The sequence below is a fragment of the Burkholderia sp. AU32262 genome, from assembly GCF_020419985.1.
GTDB lineage: Bacteria > Pseudomonadota > Gammaproteobacteria > Burkholderiales > Burkholderiaceae > Burkholderia > Burkholderia semiarida.
Map to the genome: position 1 here is coordinate 23,479 of NZ_JAIZRS010000017.1, position 19,622 is coordinate 43,100.

A 19,622-nucleotide genomic window follows, 5' to 3' on the forward strand; every position below is an offset into this window, starting at 1 on the left:
TACGATGAACCTCGATTTCACTCCCGAAGAGGAGGCGTTCCGCACCGAAGTGCAGCGCTTCCTGCAAGCCGAACTGCCCGAGCGCATCGCGCGCAAGGTGAAGGGCGGCCTGCATCTCACGCGCGACGACATGCGCGAATGGCACGCGATCCTGCATGCCCGCGGCTGGCTCGCGAGCCACTGGCCGCGCGAATACGGCGGCCCCGGCTGGAGCGTCGCGCAGAAGTTCCTGTTCGACAACGAATGCGCGCTCGCCGGCGCGCCGCGCATCGTGCCGTTCGGCGTGAACATGCTCGGCCCCGTGCTGATCAAGTACGGCAGCGACGCGCAGAAGCGCCACTGGCTGCCGCGCATTCTCGACGGCACCGACTGGTGGTGCCAGGGCTACTCGGAGCCGGGCGCCGGGTCCGATCTCGCGTCGGTGAAGACCACCGCGGTACGCCACGGCGATCACTACGTCGTGAACGGCCAGAAGACATGGACCACGCTCGGCCACTACGCGAACATGATCTTCTGCCTCGTGCGCACCGCGACCGACGTGCGCAAGCAGGAAGGCATCAGCTTCCTGCTGATCGACATGAACACGCCGGGCGTCGAGGTCCGCCCGATCATCACGCTCGACGGCGAGCACGAGGTGAACGAGGTCTTCTTCACCGACGTGCGCGTGCCGGTGGAGAACCTGGTCGGCGAGGAGAATCGCGGCTGGACCTACGCGAAATATCTGCTCACGTACGAGCGCACCAACATCGCGGGGATCGGCTTCTCGACCGCCGCGCTCGACCGGCTGCGCGCGGTGGCCGCGAAGGTCATGAAGAACGGCCGGCCGCTCGCCGACGATCCGTTCTTCGCGGCGCGCGTCGCACGCGTCGAGATCGAGCTGGAAAACATGCGCACGACCAATCTGCGCGTGCTGGCCGCAGTCGCGGGCGGCGGCGTGCCGGGCGCGGAAAGCTCGATGCTGAAGATTCGCGGCACGCAGATCCGCCAGGAGATCACCGCGCTGATGCGGCGAGCGATGGGGCCGTACGCGCAGCCGTTCGTCGATGAAGCGCTCGATGCCGATTACGACGGCGAACCGGTCGGCCCGGAAGAAGCCGCGAGCGCCGCGCAGCAGTATTTCAACAACCGGAAGCTGTCGATCTTCGGCGGCTCGAACGAGATCCAGAAGAACATCATCGCGAAGATGATGCTCGGGCTGTGACGAGGGACGCGACGATGGATTTCCAGCACACAGAAGACCGCCGGATGCTGGCGGACACGTTGAACCGCTTCATCGCCGAACAGTACGCGTTCCCGGTGCGCGACCGCATCGCGCAGTCGGCCGAAGGCTTCGACCGCGCGATGTGGCGGCGCTTCGCCGAACTCGGTACGGTCGGCGCGCTGTTCGCCGAAGCCGACGGCGGCTTCGGCGGCGCGGGCTTCGATATCGCCGTGGTGTTCGAATGCCTCGGGCGCGGGCTCGTCGTCGAGCCGTTCCTCGGCGCGCTGCTCGCGGGCCGTGCGCTCGCGCTCGCCGGCGGCGACGCGCATCGCGAGCGGCTCGCCGCGCTGATCGACGGCAGCGCGAGCGCCGCGTTCGCGCACGACGAACCGGGCTCGCATTACGAGCTGACGACCGTGCGCACGCGCGCCGAACGTGCGGGCGACGGCTGGGTGCTCACGGGCGCGAAGGGCGTCGTCGACCAGGCCGCGCAGGCGGCGTTCTTCGTCGTCAGCGCGCGCGTGTCGGGGCGCGACGACGATGCGGCCGGCATCGGCCTGTTCGTCGTGCCGGCCGATGCGCCGGGCGTGTCGCTGCGCGATTACAGGAAGATCGACGGCGGCCGTGCGGCCGAAGTGCGCTTCGAGCGCGTCGCGCTGCCGGCCGACGCCGCGCTCGGCGCGCCGGATGCGCTCGACGGCGAAGCGGGCGCCGAGTTGCTCGAACGCGTGCTCGGCTACGGGCTGCTCGCGCTGTCGGCGGAAGCGCTCGGCGCGATGGACGTCGCGAAGGCGCACACGCTCGACTACCTGCGCACGCGCAAGCAGTTCGGGATGCCGATCGGCAGCTTCCAGGCGCTGCAGCACCGGATGGCCGATCTGCTACTCGAAGTCGAGCAGGCGCGCTCGGCCGTGATCAACGCCGCCGCGCAGCTCGATGCGCCGCGCGTGGTGCGCGAGCGCGCGCTCGCCGCGGCGAAGTACAGCGTTGGCCGGATCGGCACGCTCGTCGCCGAGGAAAGCATTCAGCTGCACGGCGGGATCGGGATGACGTGGGAGCTGCCGCTGTCGCATTACGCGAAGCGTCTCGTGATGATCGATCACCAGCTCGGCGACGAGGATCACCACCTCGCGCGCTACATCGCGCTGTCGAAACAATAAGCGGCGAAACGCGAATGGAGGAGACAAGGATGACGAACGACACGCGCGCGCTGCCGCTGGCCGGCGTGAAGGTGCTCGATTTCTCGCGCGTGCTCGCGGGTCCGTGGTGCGCGATGGTGCTCGCCGATTTCGGCGCGGAGGTGATCAAGGTCGAGCATCCGGCGCGCGGCGACGATACGCGCGACTGGGGGCTGCGGATCGGCGACACCGAAACCACCTATTTCAACAGCGTGAACCGCAGCAAGCGGTCGATCTGCGTCGACCTGCAGACGGAAGCCGGCCGGCGCATCGCGCGCGAGCTGGCCGCGCAGGCCGACGTGGTGATCCACAACTTCAAGTGCGGCGGCGCGGAGAAGCTCGGGCTCGGCTACGACGCGTTGGCCGAACTGAATCCGCGGCTCGTGCATTGCGCGATCTCCGGCTACGACCGCTCCGGCCCGGAGGCCGCGCGGCCCGGCTACGACCTCGTCGTGCAGGGCGAGGCCGGGCTGATGGCGCTGAACGGCGAGGCCGGCCAGCCGCCGCTGAAGTTCGGCGTCGCGGCGGTCGACCTGTTCACCGGCATGTATTCGGCGCAGGCGATCCTCGCCGCGTTGTACGAACGCCATGCGACCGGACGCGGGCGGCGCATCGAGATGGCGCTGTTCGACTGCGGGCTGATGATCACCGCGTACTACGGGCTCGACGCGCTGCTGATGGGCGCGGACCCGCCGCGCTACGGCAACGCGCATCCGTCGATCGTGCCGTACGGCGTGTTCGACGCGGCCGACGGCCCGCTCGTGATCACGGTCGGCAACAACACGCAGTTCGCACGCTTTTGCGATGCGATCGAGCGGCCCGATCTCGCGGCGGACGAACGCTACAGGACCAACCTCGGCCGCTCGGAGAATCGCGCCGACCTGCTGCCCGAGATTCGTGGCGAACTCGCGCGCCGGTCGCGCGCGACGCTGCTGGCGGCGCTCGCCGAGGCGGGCATTCCGTGCGGCGAAGTGCTCGGATTGCACGAAGCGCTGACGTCCGAACGCGCGACCCGCGCCGGGCTCGTCACGCGGCAGCCGCATCCGGTCGCGGGCGGCGTCGACGTGCTCGCGCCGCCGTACCGCTTCGACGGCGCGCGGCTGCCGGTGCGCGGCGCGCCGCCGGTGCTCGGCGCGGATACGGAGGCGGTGCTCGGCGGCTGGCTCGGGATGTCGGCGGAGGACGTCGCGCGGCTGCGGGCGGATCGCGTCGTGTAACGCATTGATGTGCCGCCACGGCGCGGGCGGATGCCGATCACGCGCCGATCATCCACAAGACAGCTCTCGCGACGACGAGGCGACTTGCCCTGCGGGGACCTGAGTAGGCGCTGAAGCGCCAACTCAGTTCGTCCGCGAAGCATGGGACCAGAGTAAGTGCTAAAGCACTAACTCTGGTCGACACCGGAGACAACATGGAGCTTTCCGTCATCGAATCGGTCACGGCGCGCCGCGACTACCAGCAACTCGTGCGCGCACGGCGCCGCTTCAGCTTCACGCTCACCGCGCTGATGATCGCCACGTACTACGGCTTCATCCTGCTCGTCGCGCTCGCGCCGCACGTGCTCGCCGCGCCGCTGTACCGCGGCGCGACGACGACGGTCGGGATCGCCGCGGGCGTCGCGATCATCCTGATCGCGATCGGCCTGACCGCGTGCTACGTGCTGCGCGCGAACCGTGCGTTCGACCGCCGCGTCGACGCGATCCTGCAACGTCCGTGACGGAGGCCGACATGCGATTCATTTCGAGCGCGCCCGTCGCGCTGGCCGTTCTCGTTGCCTCCACCGCCCATGCGACCGGCGTCGCCGGCCCGATGCCCGACAAGGTCGAGCTGAACCCGGTCGCGATCGCGATGTTCTTCGCGTTCGTGTTCGCGACGCTCGCGCTCACGCGCTGGGCCGCGCGCCGCACGCGCTCGACGCGCGATTTCTACACGGCCGGCGGCGGCATCACCGGGCTGCAGAACGGGCTCGCGATCGCGGGCGACTACATGTCGGCCGCGTCGTTCCTCGGGCTGTCGGGGATGGTGTTCATGTTCGGCTTCGACGGGCTGATCTACTCGATCGGCTTCCTGGTCGGCTGGCCGTTCGTGATGTTCCTGATCGCCGAGCCGCTGCGCAACCTCGGCAAGTTCACGTTCGTCGACGTCGTCGCGTATCGCTTCGCGCAGCGGCCGATCCGGCTGCTGACGTCCGCGAACGCGCTGACGATCGTCGTGCTGTACCTCGTCGTGCAGATGGTCGGCGCGGGCAAGCTGATCCAGTTGCTGTTCGGGCTGTCGTACGGCACGGCCGAGCTGATCGTCGGCGTGCTGATGGTCGTCTACGTATTCTTCGGCGGAATGACCGCGACCACCTGGGTGCAGGTGATCAAGGCCGTGCTGCTGCTCGCCGGTGCGACGCTGCTCGCGTGGCTCGCGCTCGGCGAATTCGGCTTCAGCATCGACGCGATGTTCCGCCGCGCGGTGGCCGTGCATCCGGGCGCGCTGTCGATCATGGGGCCCGGCAAGCTGATCCGCGACCCGGCCAACGCGCTGTCGCTCGGCATCGCGCTGATGTTCGGCACGGCCGGCTTCCCGCACATCCTGATGCGCTTCTTCACGGTGCCGAACGCGAAGGAGGCGCGCAAGTCGGTGCTGTACGCGACCGGCTTCATCGGCTACTTCTACCTGCTGACCTTCGTGATCGGCTTCTCGGCGATCGTGCTGCTCGCGCAGCATCCGGAATTCTTCCGGCTCGGCGCGAACGGCACGTTCAACCTGACGCACGACCTGCTCGGCGGCTCGAACATGGTCGCGGTGAAGCTCGCGCAGGCGGTGGGCGGCAACTGGTTCTACGGATTCATCGCGGCCGTCACGTTCGCGACGATCCTCGCGGTGGTCGCCGGGCTGACGCTCGCCGGTGCGACCACGATCTCGCACGATCTCTATGCGCAGATGTGGGCGCGCGGCAAGCCCGACGAGCGGCTGGAGATGCGCATTTCGCGCGCGGCGACGATCGGGCTGTCGGCCGTCGCGATCGCGCTGTCGATCCTGTTCGAGCACGTGAACGTCGCGTTCATGGTCGGGCTCGTCGCGGCGGTGGCCGCGAGCGCCAATTTCCCGGTGCTCGCGATGTCGATCTTCTGGCGCGGGATGACCACAAGCGGCGCGGTGCTCGGCGGCGGCCTCGGCCTCGTGTCGGCGGTCGCGCTCACGGTGCTGTCGAAGTCGGTGTGGGTCGACGTGCTGCACCACGCGCATGCGGCGGTGTTCCTCGACAATCCGGCGCTCGTGTCGGTGCCGCTCGCGTTCGTCGGGATCGTCGTCGGCTCGCTCCTGGATCGCGGCGAGCGCGCACGCCGCGAGCGCGACGCGTTCGCGCGGCAGGAGTTCTACGCGCAGACGGGCGTGCTCGCGAGCCGGGCCGTGCAGCACTGATTCGTCCGATGAAACGATGGATCCGTCCGGATCGCCGGACGGATATTTTCCGGAAATCCGTAATACCGGATTTCCTTGCCTGCCGCATTATGAGAAATACAATGAAAACAACGGCTTGAGGGGTTCCGGAAACCTGGCATCGACCTTGCAATATAAAGCGCATGGCCGGCCCCCCGGCCTGACTATTAAACCAAGGAGACAACCGATGACCAATGCCTTCCTCCCCCTCCGGATGTCCTGAGGCATCGCTTGTTGCGGCACGGCAGCCGCGCGGGCGAATGCCTTCGGGGGGATTGCCCCCCGTTCTCATTCATCCCTGCGCGCGTGACGCCGTTTCCACCGGCTCATCTACTTCAGCAGGAACCATCGTGAAGAAGAAACCCTTCTACAAAGTGCTCTATGTGCAGGTGATCTTCGCCATCATCGTCGGCGTGATCCTCGGCCACTACTACCCGTCGATCGCCACCGACATGAAACCGCTCGGCGACGGCTTCATCAAGCTGATCAAGATGGTGATCGGCCCGATCATCTTCTGTACGGTCGTCACCGGCATCGCCGGCATGGAGGACATGAAGAAGGTCGGCCGCGTCGGCGGCAAGGCGCTGCTGTACTTCGAGATCGTGTCGACCTTCGCGCTGCTGCTCGGCCTCGCGGCCACGCACCTGCTGCGTCCGGGCGTCGGCTTCAACATCGATCCGGCGACGCTCGACGGCAAGGCCGTCGCGTCGTATGCGGCGAAGGCGCACGGGCAGTCGACGGTCGACTTCCTGATGCACATCATCCCGAACACGATGGTCGATGCGTTCGCGCAGGGTGAAATCCTGCAGATCCTGCTGATCGCGCTGCTGTTCGGCAGCGTGCTCGCGCACCTCGGCGAGCGCGGCAAGGTCGTGACCGACTTCATCGACGGCCTGACGCGCGTGCTGTTCGGCATCGTGCACATCGTCACGAAGCTGGCGCCGATCGGCGCGTTCGGCGCGATGGCGTTCACGATCGGCAAGTACGGCGTCGGCTCGCTGGTGCCGCTGCTCAAGCTGATCGGCACGTTCTACCTGACGTCGCTCGTGTTCGTGCTCGTCGTGCTCGGCGCGATCGCGCGCTTCACCGGCTTCTCGATCATCCGCTTCGTGTCGTACATCAAGGAAGAGCTGCTGATCGTGCTCGGCACGAGCTCGTCGGAAGCCGCGCTGCCGCAGCTGATGGAAAAGCTCGAGAAGGCCGGCTGCTCGCGTTCGGTCGTCGGCCTCGTCGTGCCGACCGGCTATTCGTTCAACCTCGACGGCACCAACATCTACATGACGATGGCCGTGCTGTTCATCGCGCAGGCGACCAACATCGAGCTGACGTGGATGCAGCAGCTCACGCTGCTGGCCGTCGCGATGCTCACGTCGAAGGGCGCGAGCGGCGTGACCGGCGCGGGCTTCATCACGCTCGCCGCGACGCTGGCCGTCGTGCCGACGATCCCGCTGTCGGGCATGGTGCTGATCCTCGGCATCGACCGCTTCATGAGCGAATGCCGCGCGCTGACCAACATCGTCGGCAACGGCGTGGCGACCGTCGTCGTGTCGGCGTGGGAGAAGGAGCTCGACCGCAACAAGCTGCGCCAGGCGCTGAAGGGCGGCGGCGAAGTCGCGCCGACCGAGACGACGGCCGGCGTCTGACGGCATGAGCGAGCAGGCGGCGGTGTCGCCCGCGGGCGGCGCGCCGCGCGGCGGCCCGGGCATCGATGCGGAGCCCTATGACACAATAGGCGATCCGCATCGTCAGGAAGCCTCGACCGTGACGCGCCGCCTGCTCATCCTCGTCGTGCTCGCCGCCGCGCTCGCCGCGGCGTGCGCGCTGACGTGGACGATCACCTGGCAGCGCGGCGTCGCCGAGCTGCAGCGCAATGCCGCGGTGCGCGTCGATCGCACCACCAACGCGCTCAAGAGCACGCTCGACCGCTACGAATCGCTGCCTTATCTGCTCGGCAGCCATCCGTACGTGCAGGATCTGCTCGCCGAGCCGAAGCGCGCCGACTACACCGCGCGCGTCAACCGCTATCTCGAAGACCTCAACGAGCACGCGCACGCGACCGTCACCTACGTGATCGGCGCGGACGGCCTGTGCGTCGCCGCCAGCAACTGGCGCGCGCCCGACAGCTTCGTCGGGATCGAATACCGTTTCCGCCCGTATTTCGTCGATGCGATGAACGGCCGGGTCGGCCGCTTCTTCGGGATCGGCACGATCTCGCGCGACCCCGGCTACTACATCTCGCAGCCGGTGTGGCGCGACGGCAGGATCGCGGGCGTCGTCGTCGTGAAGCTCAATCTCGAATGGTTCCAGGGCGCCGATGCGTCGGAGCCGCTCGTCGTCGCGGACGATCACGGCGTCGTGTTCCTGTCGTCGGTGCCCGCATGGAAGTACCACACGCTGCGCCCGCTCACGGGGCCCGTCGCCGCATCGATCTACGAAACGCGCCAGTACGCGCAGCAACCGGTCACGCCGCTGCCGCTGCGCGTCGAGCAGACGCTCGGCGCCGATGCGGAAATCGTGCGCCTCGGCGCCGGCCGGCGCGCGCCGCGCTTTCTCGCCAGCAAGCGCCGGATCGGCGAGCCCGACTGGCTGCTCGTCACGCTCGCGCCGATCGCGCCGATCGATGCCGACGCGCGCAACGCGACGATCGTCACCGGCTTCGGCTTCGTGTCGGTCGCGCTGCTCGCGTTCTACTGGCGGATGCGCCGTGCCCGCGTGCGCGAGATGATCCGTGGCCGCGCGCTGCTGCAGCAGGCGTACGCGGAGCTGAACCGGCGCGTCGAGGAGCGTACGGCCGATTTGTCTGAAGCGAACGAGCAGTTGCAGAAGGAAGTCGGCGACCGGATCCGCGCGGAGCAGGAGCTGCGCGCCGCGCACGACGAACTGATCCAGGCGAGCAAGCTCGCCGCGCTCGGCCAGATGGCGGCCGGCATCACGCATGAACTGAACCAGCCGCTCGCGGCGCTGCGCAGCTTCTCGGACAACACGCGCGTGCTGCTCGATCGCGGCGAGCAGGCCGCCGCGCGCGAGAATCTCGAGGCGATCGCCGCGCTCACCGAGCGGATGGGCAAGATCACCAACCAGTTGAAACTGTTCGTCGGCCGCGCGAAGCCGCGCAACGAGCAGGCGCTCGTCGTGCGTGCGCTGCGCAGCGTGCTGTCGTTGCTCGACGAGCGCCTGCGCGGCGTCGCGCTCACGCTGACGCTGCAGGATGCCACCGTGTCGCCCGCGCGGGATGCGCCGCTCGATCTGGCGCGCGACTATCCCGAACTCGTCGCGCGCTGCGAGGACCTGCGCCTCGAACAGGTGCTGATCAATCTGCTCGGCAACGCGCTCGACGCGGTGGCCGGCGTCGCGGCGCCGGCCATCGAGGTGACGATCGCGGTGTCGGCCGCGACGCTCGCGGTCGAGGTGCGCGACAACGGCTCCGGCATTGCGCCCGATTTGCTGCCGCGCCTGTTCGAGCCGTTCTTCACGACCAAGGAAATGGGGCGCGGGCTCGGGCTCGGCCTCGCGATCTCGTCGTCGATCGCCAGCGACGCGGGCGGCGCGCTGACCGCCCGCAATGCCCCGTCGGGCGGCGCGCTGTTCGTCTTGACGCTGCGGCGCGCCCGCACGCATCATCCGGACTCCGTGTCCGAGCCGGCGGGCTCGCATTAGCCTGGACGGGCGGCAGGATGCAGGCCCGGTCGGCGACGACCGGCATCAACGAGAGCCGCGCGGGCGCCGCGCGGCCTGTCAGGAGCAAGTGACCAAGATGGCCAACCGGCTGCAAGTGATCTATATCGAAGACGATGCGCTCGTGCGCCGGGCGAGCGTGCAGAGCCTTCAACTGGCGGGCTTCGACGTCGCCGGCTTCGAGTCGGCCGAGGCGGCCGAGAAGGCGATCGTCGCGGATACCGCCGGCGCGATCGTCAGCGACATCCGGCTGCCGGGTGCCAGCGGGCTCGACGTGCTCGCGCAGTGCCGCGAGCGCGTGCCCGACGTGCCGGTGATCCTCGTCACCGGGCACGGCGACATCTCGATGGCCGTGCAGGCGATGCGCGACGGCGCGTACGACTTCATCGAGAAGCCGTTCGCGGCCGAGCGCCTGATCGAGACGGTACGCCGCGCGCTCGAGCGCCGCGAGCTCGTGCTCGAGAACCACGCGCTGCGGCGCGAGCTGGCCGGGCAGAACGTCGTCGCGCCGCGCATCATCGGCCGCAGCCCGGCGATCGAGCAGGTGCGCAAGCTGATCGCGAACATCGCGCCGACCGACGCGTCGGTGCTGATCAACGGCGACACGGGCGCCGGCAAGGAGCTGATCGCGCGCAGCCTGCACGAGCTGTCGCCGCGCCGCGACAAGCCGTTCATCGCGGTCAATTGCGGCGCGCTGCCCGAGCCGATGTTCGAGTCGGAGATGTTCGGCTACGAGCCCGGCGCGTTCACCGGCGCGGCGAAGCGGCGCGTCGGCAAGCTCGAATACGCGTCCGGCGGCACGCTGTTCCTCGACGAAATCGAAAGCATGCCGCTCGCGCTGCAGGTGAAGCTCTTGCGCGTGCTGCAGGACGGCGTGCTGGAGCGGCTCGGCTCGAACCAGCCGATCCGCGTGAACTGCCGCGTGGTCGCGGCCGCGAAGGGCGACATGAGCGAGCTCGTCGCGGCCGGCACGTTCCGGCGCGACCTGCTGTACCGGCTCAACGTCGTGACGATCGCGCTGCCGCCGCTCGCCGAGCGCCGCGAGGACATCGTGCCGCTGTTCGAGCACTTCATGCTCGACGCGGCCGTGCGCTACGGGCGGCCCGCGCCGGTGCTGACCGACCGGCAGCGCGCGAGCCTGATGCAGCGCGACTGGCCGGGCAACGTGCGCGAGCTGCGCAACGCAGCCGACCGCTTCGTGCTCGGCGTGGCCGACATGCCGCAGGAAACGGGCGCGGGCGATGCCGCCGGCAACGACCAGACGCTGAAGGAGCGCATCGAGCAGTTCGAGCGCGCGGTGATCGCCGAGGCGCTGAACCAGACGGGCGGCGCGGTCGCGGCGACGGCCGACCGGCTGCATGTCGGCAAGGCGACGCTGTACGAGAAGATGAAGCGCTACGGGCTGTCGGCGAAAGGCGAAACCGAGCGCTGAAATGCAAACGGACCGCGGTGCGGTCCGTTTTGCGGAGCAGGGCGCGGTGTGCGGCCCTGCAAGTCCGGCGCTCAGGCCGCGTTGCCGTCGAGCGCCTTCTTGAGCAGCGCGTCGAGTTCCGCGAATTGCGGCGCGCCGACGTAGCGCTTCAGGATCTTGCCGTCCTTGTCGACGACGAAGGTCGTCGGCGTGAGCTGCACGTTGCCGAACTGCTTCGCGACGCTGCCGTCGTCGAGCGCGACCTTGAACGGCAACTGGCGCGTCTGCGCGTAGTTCGCGACGTACATCGGCGGATCGTAGTTCATCGCGACCGCGACGAATTCCAGCCCCTGACCCTTGAAGCGATTGTAGGTATCGACCATCTGCGGCATTTCCTGCATGCAGGTCGCGCAGCTTGTCGCCCAGAAGTTCACGAGATAGACCTTGCCCTTCAGGTCGCCGGCGGTCGAGACCTTCTGGCCCGACAGCAGCGTGAAGGTCGCGTCCGGCACGCTGGACTTGCCGTTGAACGCGAAGAAGCCGGCGACGGCGATCGCCGCGACGACGGCCGCCGCGACGAGGTAGCGCACGGGGCCGGCACTGCGGCGGGTGGAAGGCGTGGTGTTCATCTGGTGCTCTCGGAGTCGATGACGCGGATCGATGCAAACGACGTCGACAAAAGGACGTCGAAATTCGGCGCTCATTTTAGCGCGAATGCGGCGCGCGCACCGGCGGCGGCCTGCATCCCGGTTTTCGGGTTCGGCGGATAATGGCCCTTTTTGCCTGCCGCGATCCACGCCATGCCGAAGGAAGTCATCGATTCGTTGTGCCGCCTTTTTCGTCCGCTGCGACACTTCGCCGCGCTGGCCTGCCTGAGCGCCGCCCTGGCCGCGTGCTCGCCGTCGTACGACTGGCGCACGCTGCACAACGATGCCGGCTATACGATCGACCTGCCGGCGAAGCCGACCGTCGAGGAGCAGCCGGTGGTGCTCGGCGGCACGTCGATGCCGATGCGGATGCAGGCCGCGCATGTCGACGGCGCGGTATTCGCGGTCGGCACGCTGACGCTGCCCGACGATCGCGACGACACGCGCCGCGCGGCGCTCGAATTCCTGCGCGCCGGGCTGTCGCGCAACCTCGACGGCGCGCCGCGGACGGCGGCAGTGCCGGTGCCGCTCGCGGCCGGCGGCGCGGTGAGCGGGGTCGAGCTGCGCATCGCGGGCGCGGCCGCCGGCGGCGATCGTGCCCGCAAGACGATCATCGCGCGGCTCGCCGCGCGCGGCCGGCACGCGTACCAGGCCGTCGTGATCGCCGACGGGCCGCTCGCGCAGGAGCAGCTCGACCAGTTTTTCGGCTCGTTCAAACTCGATTGACGACGGCCGGCGAGGGCGCTCAGACACGCTGCGACAACTGAAAGTTCATTCGCAGCTTTCGACGCTAATCGCCGGATTTTGCGAGGGTTTTTCGACTATCCACAGCGCATGTGGATAACTTTGTTGAAAAGTCGCGCGTATCTCCCGCAGAGCCGCGCCGGCCGGCCTTCCGGCCCGTTTGGTCGCCCGTTCGCCCTTTGAGAAAAATCAATTAAAACAACGGGATACGAATTCCCTCCGGCAAAGGCCGCGGCGAGCCGCGATCCGGGGCCGGATTCGCGAAATTGTGCATAAGTCAAGTCTTGACAGCCTGATTTTGTCCTCCTCGCGCGCTCACAGCGCCGTCAACGCGCGCCGGTAGCGGATCGCCTCGGCGATCTGCGCGGCCGTCGGCAGCGGGTCGCCGGCCAGGTCGGCGATCGTCCGCGCGACTTTCAGCACGCGGAAATACGCGCGCGCCGACCAGCCGAAGCGCTCGCCGGCCTCGCGCAGCAACCGCTCGCCTTCGTCGGTCGGCCGGCACAGGTCGTCGGTTTCGCGGCCGCTCAGCATGTGATTCGTCTTGCCCTGCCGCTCGAGCTGCAGCGCACGCGCCTGCGCGACCCGGGCGGCCACCGCCGCGCTCGGCTCGCCGGGCGCCGTCGCGCGCGTCGCGAGCTCGGCCGGCGACAGCGCGGGCAGGTCGATCTGGATGTCGATGCGATCGAGCAGCGGCCCCGACAGCTTGCGCAGATAGCGGGCGGCGACGTCCGGCGAGCAGCGGCAGCGCCCGGACGGATCGCCGTGCCAGCCGCACGGGCACGGGTTCATCGCGGCGATCAACTGGCACGCGGCGGGGAAGTCGGCCTGCTGGGCCGCGCGCGAGATCGTGATGCGGCCGGCTTCGAGCGGCTCGCGCAGCATTTCCAGCACGTGACGGTCGAATTCCGGCAACTCGTCGAGAAACAGCACGCCGAGGTGCGCGAGCGTGATTTCGCCCGGCTGCGGCGGATTGCGGCCGCCCACCAGCGCGGCGGCGCTCGACGAGTGATGCGGCGCGCGGAACGGCCGGCGGCGCCACTGCGCGGGCGAGAAGCCGAGCCGGCTCGCGGACAGCAGCGCGGCCGAGGTCAGCGCCTCGTCGTCGGTGAGCGGCGGCAGCAGCCCCGCGAGGCGCGCGGCCAGCATCGACTTGCCGGCCCCGGGCGGCCCGACCATCAGCATGTGATGGCCGCCCGCGGCCGCGACTTCGAGCGCGCGCCGGGCGCCCCGCTGCCCGACGACGTCCGCGAGGTCGGGGGCGGCCGGCGCCGGCAGGCCGTCGAGGCAGGGCGCCGCGACCGGCGCGAGCCGCCCGTCCGGCGCATCGGCGAGGTGCGCGCACAGTGCGGGCAGGTCGCGTGCACCGAATACGGTCACGCCCGGCACGAGCGCGGCCTCGGCTGCGCTGTCGAGCGGCAGATACAGCTCGGGCGGCCGCGATGTCGCGGTGCAATCGCGCGGGGCGGGGAAATCAAGGCCCGGGCCGCCGGCGCTGCCTGCGCCGGATTGCGCCGCGCGCCAGTCCCGCGCGGCGCCGCAGGCCATCGCGAACGCGCCGCGCATCGGCCGCAGCGCGCCCGTCAGCGACAGCTCGCCCGCGAACTCGCGGCCGGCCAGCGCGTCGGCCGGGATCTGGCCGTTCGCGGCAAGGATGCCGAGCGCGATCGGCAGGTCGAAACGGCCCGATTCCTTCGGCAGATCGGCCGGCGCGAGATTGACGGTGATGCGGCGCACCGGGAATTCGAATCCGCAGTTCTGCAGCGCGGCGCGCACGCGCTCGCGGCTTTCGCGGACTTCGAGATCGGGCAGCCCGACGATCGAGAACGACGGCAATCCGTTGGCGAGATGGACTTCGACGGTGACGTCCGGCGCGCGGCCGGAGGCGGGCGCGCGACTGCGCACCACGGCGAGCGACATGGCGAGGCTCCTGCATGACGGGCGGACGACGGCCGTTCGGGGCCGCACGCCGCGGGAATCGGAGAAATCGGTGCGCGCTTGCCGGCGTGGCGCGGGGAAAGAACGAGGTGTTGCGAACGACGAACTGCGAAGAGCGATGGACTGCGAAGAGCGGAGGATGCTGCGAAGAACGATGAACGGCGAAGAGCGGAGGGTACGGCGAAGAACGACGGACGACGAAGCGTGGAGGAAGGTGGCGGGCGCAGGCCGCACGTGGCGGCCCGCGCCCGGCCCTCGCGGCCGGGTGGGGCGTCAGGCCTGCGGGGCGGCGAGCTTCTGCTCGAGTTCCGCGACGCGCTTTTCGAGTTCCTCGAGGCGCACGCGGGTGCGGGCGAGCACCTGTGCCTGGGTGTCGAATTCCTCGCGCGTGACGAGATCGAGCTTCGAGAAGCCTTGCGACAACATGGCCTTCACGTTGCGCTCGACGTCCTTGGCCGGCGAGTTTTTCAGCAAATCGCTGACGCGCGATTGCAGGTCGTTGAAAACGTCGCTGGGTTGCTTCATGGTGATTCCCCTTCCTTGCACAAAAAATGTGCATCTTCAGTTGCGTACGTGCCCATGATGCACGCATGACCGGAAATGGTGCGCGCGGGGCGCGAATTCCGGGCATGGCGCCCGCATGGGTGAATGGCCCGGCGTTCCGGGACGTGCGTGCACTCTAGCAACGATCCTTTCGCCGCGCCAGCAAAGCGGCCCATGTTGGCCATTCGGCCGGGCTTCCGCGCCTTACACCACGCGATGTGACCCCGTTCCGAAGCCGCTCGAGACGGTGTTCGGGCCGACATGGCATGCGAGTTGCTGAGAAGAGTCCGTTACAACATTCCAACCAATTCGACGGGACAACCCAGCGAGAGGACTTCATGAAACTCATTACCGCAATCATCAAGCCGTTCAAGCTCGATGAGACGCGCGAGGCGCTGTCGGCGCTTGGCGTCTCGGGCATCACGGTGACGGAGGTGAAAGGGTTCGGGCGCCAGAAGGGGCACACCGAGCTGTACCGCGGCGCCGAATACGTGGTCGATTTCCTGCCGAAGATGAAGATCGAGGCGGCCGTCTCCGACGATCTCGTCGACCAGGCGGTGGAAGCGATCGAGCGGGCGGCGCGCACGGGCAAGATCGGCGACGGCAAGATCTTCGTCACGCCGATCGAACAGGTGATCCGGATTCGCACCGGGGAGACGGGCGCCGACGCGCTGTAACAGAACAGACAAGACAAGCGACAAGAGGAAACCCAAGATGCGCAAACTTCTGATGTCCCTGCTGATGGCAGGCTCGCTGATCGCGGCCGGCGTCGGCTCCGCGCTCGCGGACGACGCGGCGTCCGCCGCGGCTGGTTCCACGCCCGCCGCCACGGCTTCCGACGCATCGGCTGCCGCAGCTCCGGCTGCCCCGGCGGCTTCCGCACCGGCCGCCGACGCATCCGCCGCCGCACCGGCTTCGGGCGCGGCCGACGCATCGGCTGCCGCCGCCGCGTCCGCGCCGGCCGCCCCGGCCGCACCGACGGCCCCGTTCTCGGTCGATTCGTCGAAGATCAGCGCGGGCGACACCGCGTGGATGCTGACGTCCACCGCGCTCGTGCTGTTCATGACGATCCCCGGCCTCGCGCTGTTCTACGCGGGCATGGTCCGCAAGAAGAACGTGCTCGCGACCGTGATGCAGAGCTTCGCGATCACCGCGCTGATCACGGTGCTGTGGACGGTGGTCGGCTACAGCCTCGCGTTCACGCCGGGCAACGGCTTCATCGGCGGCCTGTCGCGCGTGTTCCTGCACGGCATGGCCTACGTGAAGGGCGACAAGGCGACGACGCTGACCGTCAGCCACCTCGCGACGACGATTCCGGAATCGGTCTACTTCGTCTACCAGATGACGTTCGCGATCATCACGCCGGCGCTGATCTGCGGCGCGTTCGCCGACCGGATGAAGTTCTCGGCGATGCTCGTGTTCATGACGCTCTGGTCGCTGATCGTCTATGTGCCGATCGCGCACATGGTGTGGGAGCCGACCGGCTGGCTGTCGGCCGACGGCGTGCTCGACTTCGCGGGCGGCACGGTGGTGCACATCAACGCCGGTATCGCGGGCCTCGTGTCGTGCCTGGTGCTCGGCAAGCGCGTCGGCTACGGTCGTGAATCGATGGCGCCGCACAACCTCGTGCTGACGATGATCGGCGGCTCGATGCTGTGGGTCGGCTGGTTCGGCTTCAACGCGGGTTCGGCGGTCGCGGCCGACGGCCGTGCCGGCTTCGCGATGCTGACGACGCAAGTCGCGACCGCCTGCGCGGCGCTCGGCTGGATGTTCGCCGAGTGGATCGCGAAGGGCAAGCCGTCGGTGCTCGGCATCGTGTCGGGCGCGGTCGCGGGTCTCGTGGCGATCACGCCGGCAGCCGGCTTCGTCGGCGTGGCGGGCGCGCTCGTGATCGGCATCGCGGCGGGCGTGATCTGCTTCTGGTCGGCCACCTGGCTCAAGTCGAAGCTCGGCTACGACGATTCGCTCGACGCGTTCGGCGTGCACGGCATCGGCGGGATTCTCGGCGCGCTGCTGACCGGGGTATTCGCGGTCAAGGACATCGGCGGTTTCGACGGCAGCCTGCTGCTGCAGGCGAAGGGCGTGCTGATCACGCTGGTCTACAGCGGCGTGCTGAGCTTCGTGCTGCTGAAGCTGATCGACCTGACGATCGGCCTGCGCGTGACCGAAGAGGAAGAGCGCGAAGGTCTCGACGTGATCCTGCACGGCGAGCACGTGGAATAAGTCACACGAATCAACGGCGGGCCGCCGCGACGACGGCGCCCGCTCCGAATGAGCGCAGCGACTTCGGCCCGCCTCACCGGCGGGCTTTTTTTCTCCTGTCACGCGCTGACGTAGCGGATAACCCTTCACTCTATCGGGTCAATAGCCGAAAACTGCCTCCATAATCCTTGTGAAGCCGGGAACAATCCCCAAATGGGCAGGGCAATTGCTCTACAATCTTCATTCTCCCGCTCGCGAGTGATTCATGGTTCCCCACCTCGTTACCGCGTTGAACGGTCCGCTGCTCGAACTCGAGCAGAAGATCCTCGACGCGACGCCTGCGATCGAACGCTGGTTCAGGCTCGAATGGCAGGAACACACCCCGCCGTTCTATTGTTCGGTGGACCTGCGCAATGCCGGCTTCAAGCTGGCGCCCGTCGATGCGAACCTGTTTCCCGGCGCATTCAACAATCTGCCGTCCGAAGTGCTGCCGCTCGCCGTGCAGGCCGCGATGGCCGCGATCGAGAAGATCTGCCCGGACGCGAAGAATCTGCTCGTGATTCCCGAGTTGCCGACCCGCAACGCGTTCTATCTGGAAAACGTCGCGCGTCTCGCGACGATCATGCGCCAGGCCGGCCTGAACGTGCGCTTCGGCTCGCTCGACCCCGGCATCACCGACATGACGCCGATCACGCTGGCCGACGGCCAGAAGATCGTGCTCGAACCGCTCGAGCGTTCGCAGCGCCGCCTCGGCCTGAAGAATTTCGATCCGTGCTCGATCCTGCTGAACAACGACCTGTCGGCCGGCATCCCGGCCGTGCTGGAAAACCTGCACGAGCAATACCTGCTGCCGCCGCTGCACGCGGGCTGGGCCGTGCGCCGCAAGTCGACGCACTTCGCGTGCTACGACGACGTCGCGAAGAAGTTCGCGAAGATGGTCGGCGTCGATCCGTGGATGGTGAATCCGTATTTCGCGCACGTGGAAGGCGTCGACTGGCAGGCGCATGAAGGCGAGCAGGCGCTCGCCGACGCGATCGACGGCGTGCTGAAGAAGATCGCGCGCAAGTATCGCGAATACGGGATCAGCGAGAAGCCGTACGTCGTCGTGAAGGCCGACGCGGGCACCGCGGGCCGTGGCGTGATGACCGTGCACGACGCGGCCGAGATCGGCCGCATGACGAAGGCCGAGCGCGCGCAGATGGCCGAATCGAAGGCCGGCCTCGCGGTGCGCGACGTGATCGTGCAGGAAGGCGTCTACACGTTCGAGCGCGTCGGCGACGAAGTGGCCGAGCCGGTCGTGTACATGATCGACCGCTACGTGGTCGGCGGCTTCTACCGTACGCACGGCGGCCGCGAGCGCGACCAGAACCTGAACGCGCCCGGCATGCACTACGTGCCGCTCGGCTTCGAGCACACCGCGCTGCCGGATGCAGGCGCCAAGCCGGGCGCCGCGCCGCCGAACCGTTTCTACATGTACGGCGTCGTCGCGCGGCTGTCGCTGATCGCGTCGTCGATCGAACTGGAAAAGACCGACCCCGAAGCCATCCAGGTGTAACGGACCTTCGCTACGTACAGGACCCGCATGGACATTCTTTTTATCGCCGACCCGCTCGAGCATTTCAAGATCTACAAGGATTCGACCTACGCGATGATGGCGGAGGCCGCCCGGCGCGGGCATGCGGTGTACGCGTGCGAGCCGCGCCACCTCGCGTGGACGGGCTCGGCGGTCGAGGCCGACGTGCGGCGCATCGCGTTCGTCGGCGAACTGGACGACCTGCATCGCGACACCTGGTTCGACGCGGGCCCGGTCGACGCGCGCCGTCTCGAATCGTTCGGCGCGGTGCTGATGCGCAAGGATCCGCCGTTCGACATGGAATACGTGACGTCGACGTGGCTGCTCGAGCTGGCCGAGCGCGCGGGGGCACGCGTGTTCAACAAGGCGCAGTCGATCCGCGATCACTCGGAGAAGCTCGCGATCGGCGAGTTTCCACAGTTCGTCGCGCCGACGCTCGTCACGCGCGACGCGAAACGGCTGCGCGCGTTCCACGCCGAGCACGGCGACGTGATCCTGAAGCCGCTCGACGGGATGGGCGGGATGGGCGTGTTCCGCGTGAAGCCGGACGGCATGAACCTCGGCTCGATCGTCGAGATGCTGAGCCACGACGGTACGCGCTCGGTGATGGCGCAGAAGTTCATTCCCGAGATCAAGGCCGGCGACAAGCGCATCCTGCTGATCGGCGGCGAGCCCGTGCCGTATTCGCTCGCGCGGATTCCGCAAGGCAGCGAGGTGCGCGGCAATCTCGCCGCGGGCGGCCTCGGCGTCGCGCAGCCGCTGACGGAGCGCGACCGCGAGATCGCCGCGACGCTCGGGCCCGTGCTCGCGTCGCGCGGGCTGCTGCTGGTCGGTCTCGACGCGATCGGCGACTGGCTGACCGAGGTGAACGTCACGAGCCCGACGTGCTTCCGCGAGATCATGGAGCAGACGGGCTTCGACGTCGCCGCGATGTTCATCGACGCGCTGGAGCGTGCGGCCGCGTAGGCCGCCGCCCGTGCAACCCCGGCGGCGGCCGCGCAGGTCCCCCGTCGCCGGAGCCGCTTGACCGGCCTGCTACAATGCCCGCTTGCCCGGTGCCGTGATCGGCGCACCGAAG

Annotated in this window: 16 protein-coding genes; 13 read left to right on the forward strand and 3 right to left on the reverse strand. The window is 68.5% G+C overall.

Features of this window, described 5'->3' with window-relative positions:
- Nucleotides 1–4: 4 nt before the first annotated feature.
- From LGN10_RS20750 to LGN10_RS20785, 8 genes are all read left to right on the forward strand, one after another.
- A complete protein-coding gene (locus LGN10_RS20750) occupies nt 5–1,201 on the forward strand; it encodes an acyl-CoA dehydrogenase family protein (protein WP_124658676.1) in 1,197 nt (398 codons plus the stop codon).
- A gap of 14 nt (nt 1,202–1,215) precedes the next feature.
- Nucleotides 1,216–2,361: an acyl-CoA dehydrogenase family protein gene (locus LGN10_RS20755; protein ID WP_226224899.1), complete on the forward strand. Its 1,146-nt coding sequence runs from the start codon at nt 1,216–1,218 to the stop codon at nt 2,359–2,361.
- 29 nt (nt 2,362–2,390) lie between these two features.
- A complete protein-coding gene (locus LGN10_RS20760; RefSeq protein ID WP_060966608.1) occupies nt 2,391–3,596 on the forward strand; it encodes a CaiB/BaiF CoA transferase family protein in 1,206 nt (401 codons plus the stop codon).
- 194 nt (nt 3,597–3,790) lie between these two features.
- Complete coding sequence (locus LGN10_RS20765; RefSeq protein WP_059576041.1) at nt 3,791–4,096, forward strand: DUF485 domain-containing protein; 306 nt, start codon at nt 3,791–3,793, stop codon at nt 4,094–4,096.
- 11 nt (nt 4,097–4,107) lie between these two features.
- Nucleotides 4,108–5,793, forward strand: a complete 1,686-nt coding sequence (locus LGN10_RS20770) for a cation acetate symporter (RefSeq protein WP_226224901.1) — start codon at nt 4,108–4,110, stop codon at nt 5,791–5,793.
- Nucleotides 5,794–6,161: 368 nt separating this feature from the next.
- Nucleotides 6,162–7,454, forward strand: coding sequence for a dicarboxylate/amino acid:cation symporter (locus LGN10_RS20775; protein ID WP_059576044.1), 1,293 nt, complete (start codon nt 6,162–6,164; stop codon nt 7,452–7,454).
- 4 nt (nt 7,455–7,458) lie between these two features.
- Nucleotides 7,459–9,468 carry a sensor histidine kinase gene (locus LGN10_RS20780; RefSeq protein WP_059642724.1) on the forward strand — a complete coding sequence of 670 codons (2,010 nt, stop codon included), beginning with the start codon at nt 7,459–7,461 and terminating at the stop codon, nt 9,466–9,468.
- Between the two features lie 97 nt (nt 9,469–9,565).
- Complete coding sequence (locus LGN10_RS20785) at nt 9,566–10,918, forward strand: sigma-54-dependent transcriptional regulator (protein WP_060966609.1); 1,353 nt, start codon at nt 9,566–9,568, stop codon at nt 10,916–10,918.
- Nucleotides 10,919–10,989: 71 nt separating this feature from the next.
- Here the strand turns inward: LGN10_RS20785 and LGN10_RS20790 are convergent, their stop codons facing one another.
- A complete protein-coding gene (locus tag LGN10_RS20790) occupies nt 10,990–11,526 on the reverse strand; it encodes a peroxiredoxin family protein (protein WP_059576053.1) in 537 nt (178 codons plus the stop codon).
- A gap of 171 nt (nt 11,527–11,697) precedes the next feature.
- On the opposite strand from LGN10_RS20790, the gene LGN10_RS20795 reads away from it, so the two are divergent.
- Complete coding sequence (locus tag LGN10_RS20795) at nt 11,698–12,270, forward strand: hypothetical protein (protein WP_226224903.1); 573 nt, start codon at nt 11,698–11,700, stop codon at nt 12,268–12,270.
- A 333-nt stretch (nt 12,271–12,603) separates the two neighbouring features.
- Here LGN10_RS20795 and LGN10_RS20800 read toward each other — a convergent pair whose 3' ends face one another.
- Nucleotides 12,604–14,208, reverse strand: a complete 1,605-nt coding sequence (locus tag LGN10_RS20800; RefSeq protein WP_226224904.1) for a YifB family Mg chelatase-like AAA ATPase — start codon at nt 14,206–14,208, stop codon at nt 12,604–12,606.
- 291 nt (nt 14,209–14,499) lie between these two features.
- Nucleotides 14,500–14,751, reverse strand: coding sequence for an accessory factor UbiK family protein (locus LGN10_RS20805; protein ID WP_006489451.1), 252 nt, complete (start codon nt 14,749–14,751; stop codon nt 14,500–14,502).
- A gap of 356 nt (nt 14,752–15,107) precedes the next feature.
- Between LGN10_RS20805 and LGN10_RS20810 the strand changes: the two genes are divergently transcribed.
- The 4 genes from LGN10_RS20810 to gshB all read left to right on the forward strand — a co-directional run bounded on the left by LGN10_RS20810 (nt 15,108) and on the right by gshB (nt 19,510).
- Nucleotides 15,108–15,446 carry a P-II family nitrogen regulator gene (locus LGN10_RS20810; RefSeq protein ID WP_006398175.1) on the forward strand — a complete coding sequence of 113 codons (339 nt, stop codon included), beginning with the start codon at nt 15,108–15,110 and terminating at the stop codon, nt 15,444–15,446.
- A gap of 37 nt (nt 15,447–15,483) precedes the next feature.
- On the forward strand, nt 15,484–16,992 hold the full coding sequence (locus tag LGN10_RS20815; protein WP_226224905.1) for an ammonium transporter: 1,509 nt from the start codon (nt 15,484–15,486) through the stop codon (nt 16,990–16,992).
- 244 nt (nt 16,993–17,236) lie between these two features.
- The gene (gene gshA, locus LGN10_RS20820) at nt 17,237–18,526 is read left to right on the forward strand and encodes a glutamate--cysteine ligase (protein ID WP_059576095.1); all 1,290 of its coding nucleotides are present in this window, start codon (nt 17,237–17,239) and stop codon (nt 18,524–18,526) included.
- 27 nt (nt 18,527–18,553) lie between these two features.
- Nucleotides 18,554–19,510, forward strand: a complete 957-nt coding sequence (gshB, locus tag LGN10_RS20825; protein ID WP_059642711.1) for a glutathione synthase — start codon at nt 18,554–18,556, stop codon at nt 19,508–19,510.
- Nucleotides 19,511–19,622: the final 112 nt, after the last annotated feature.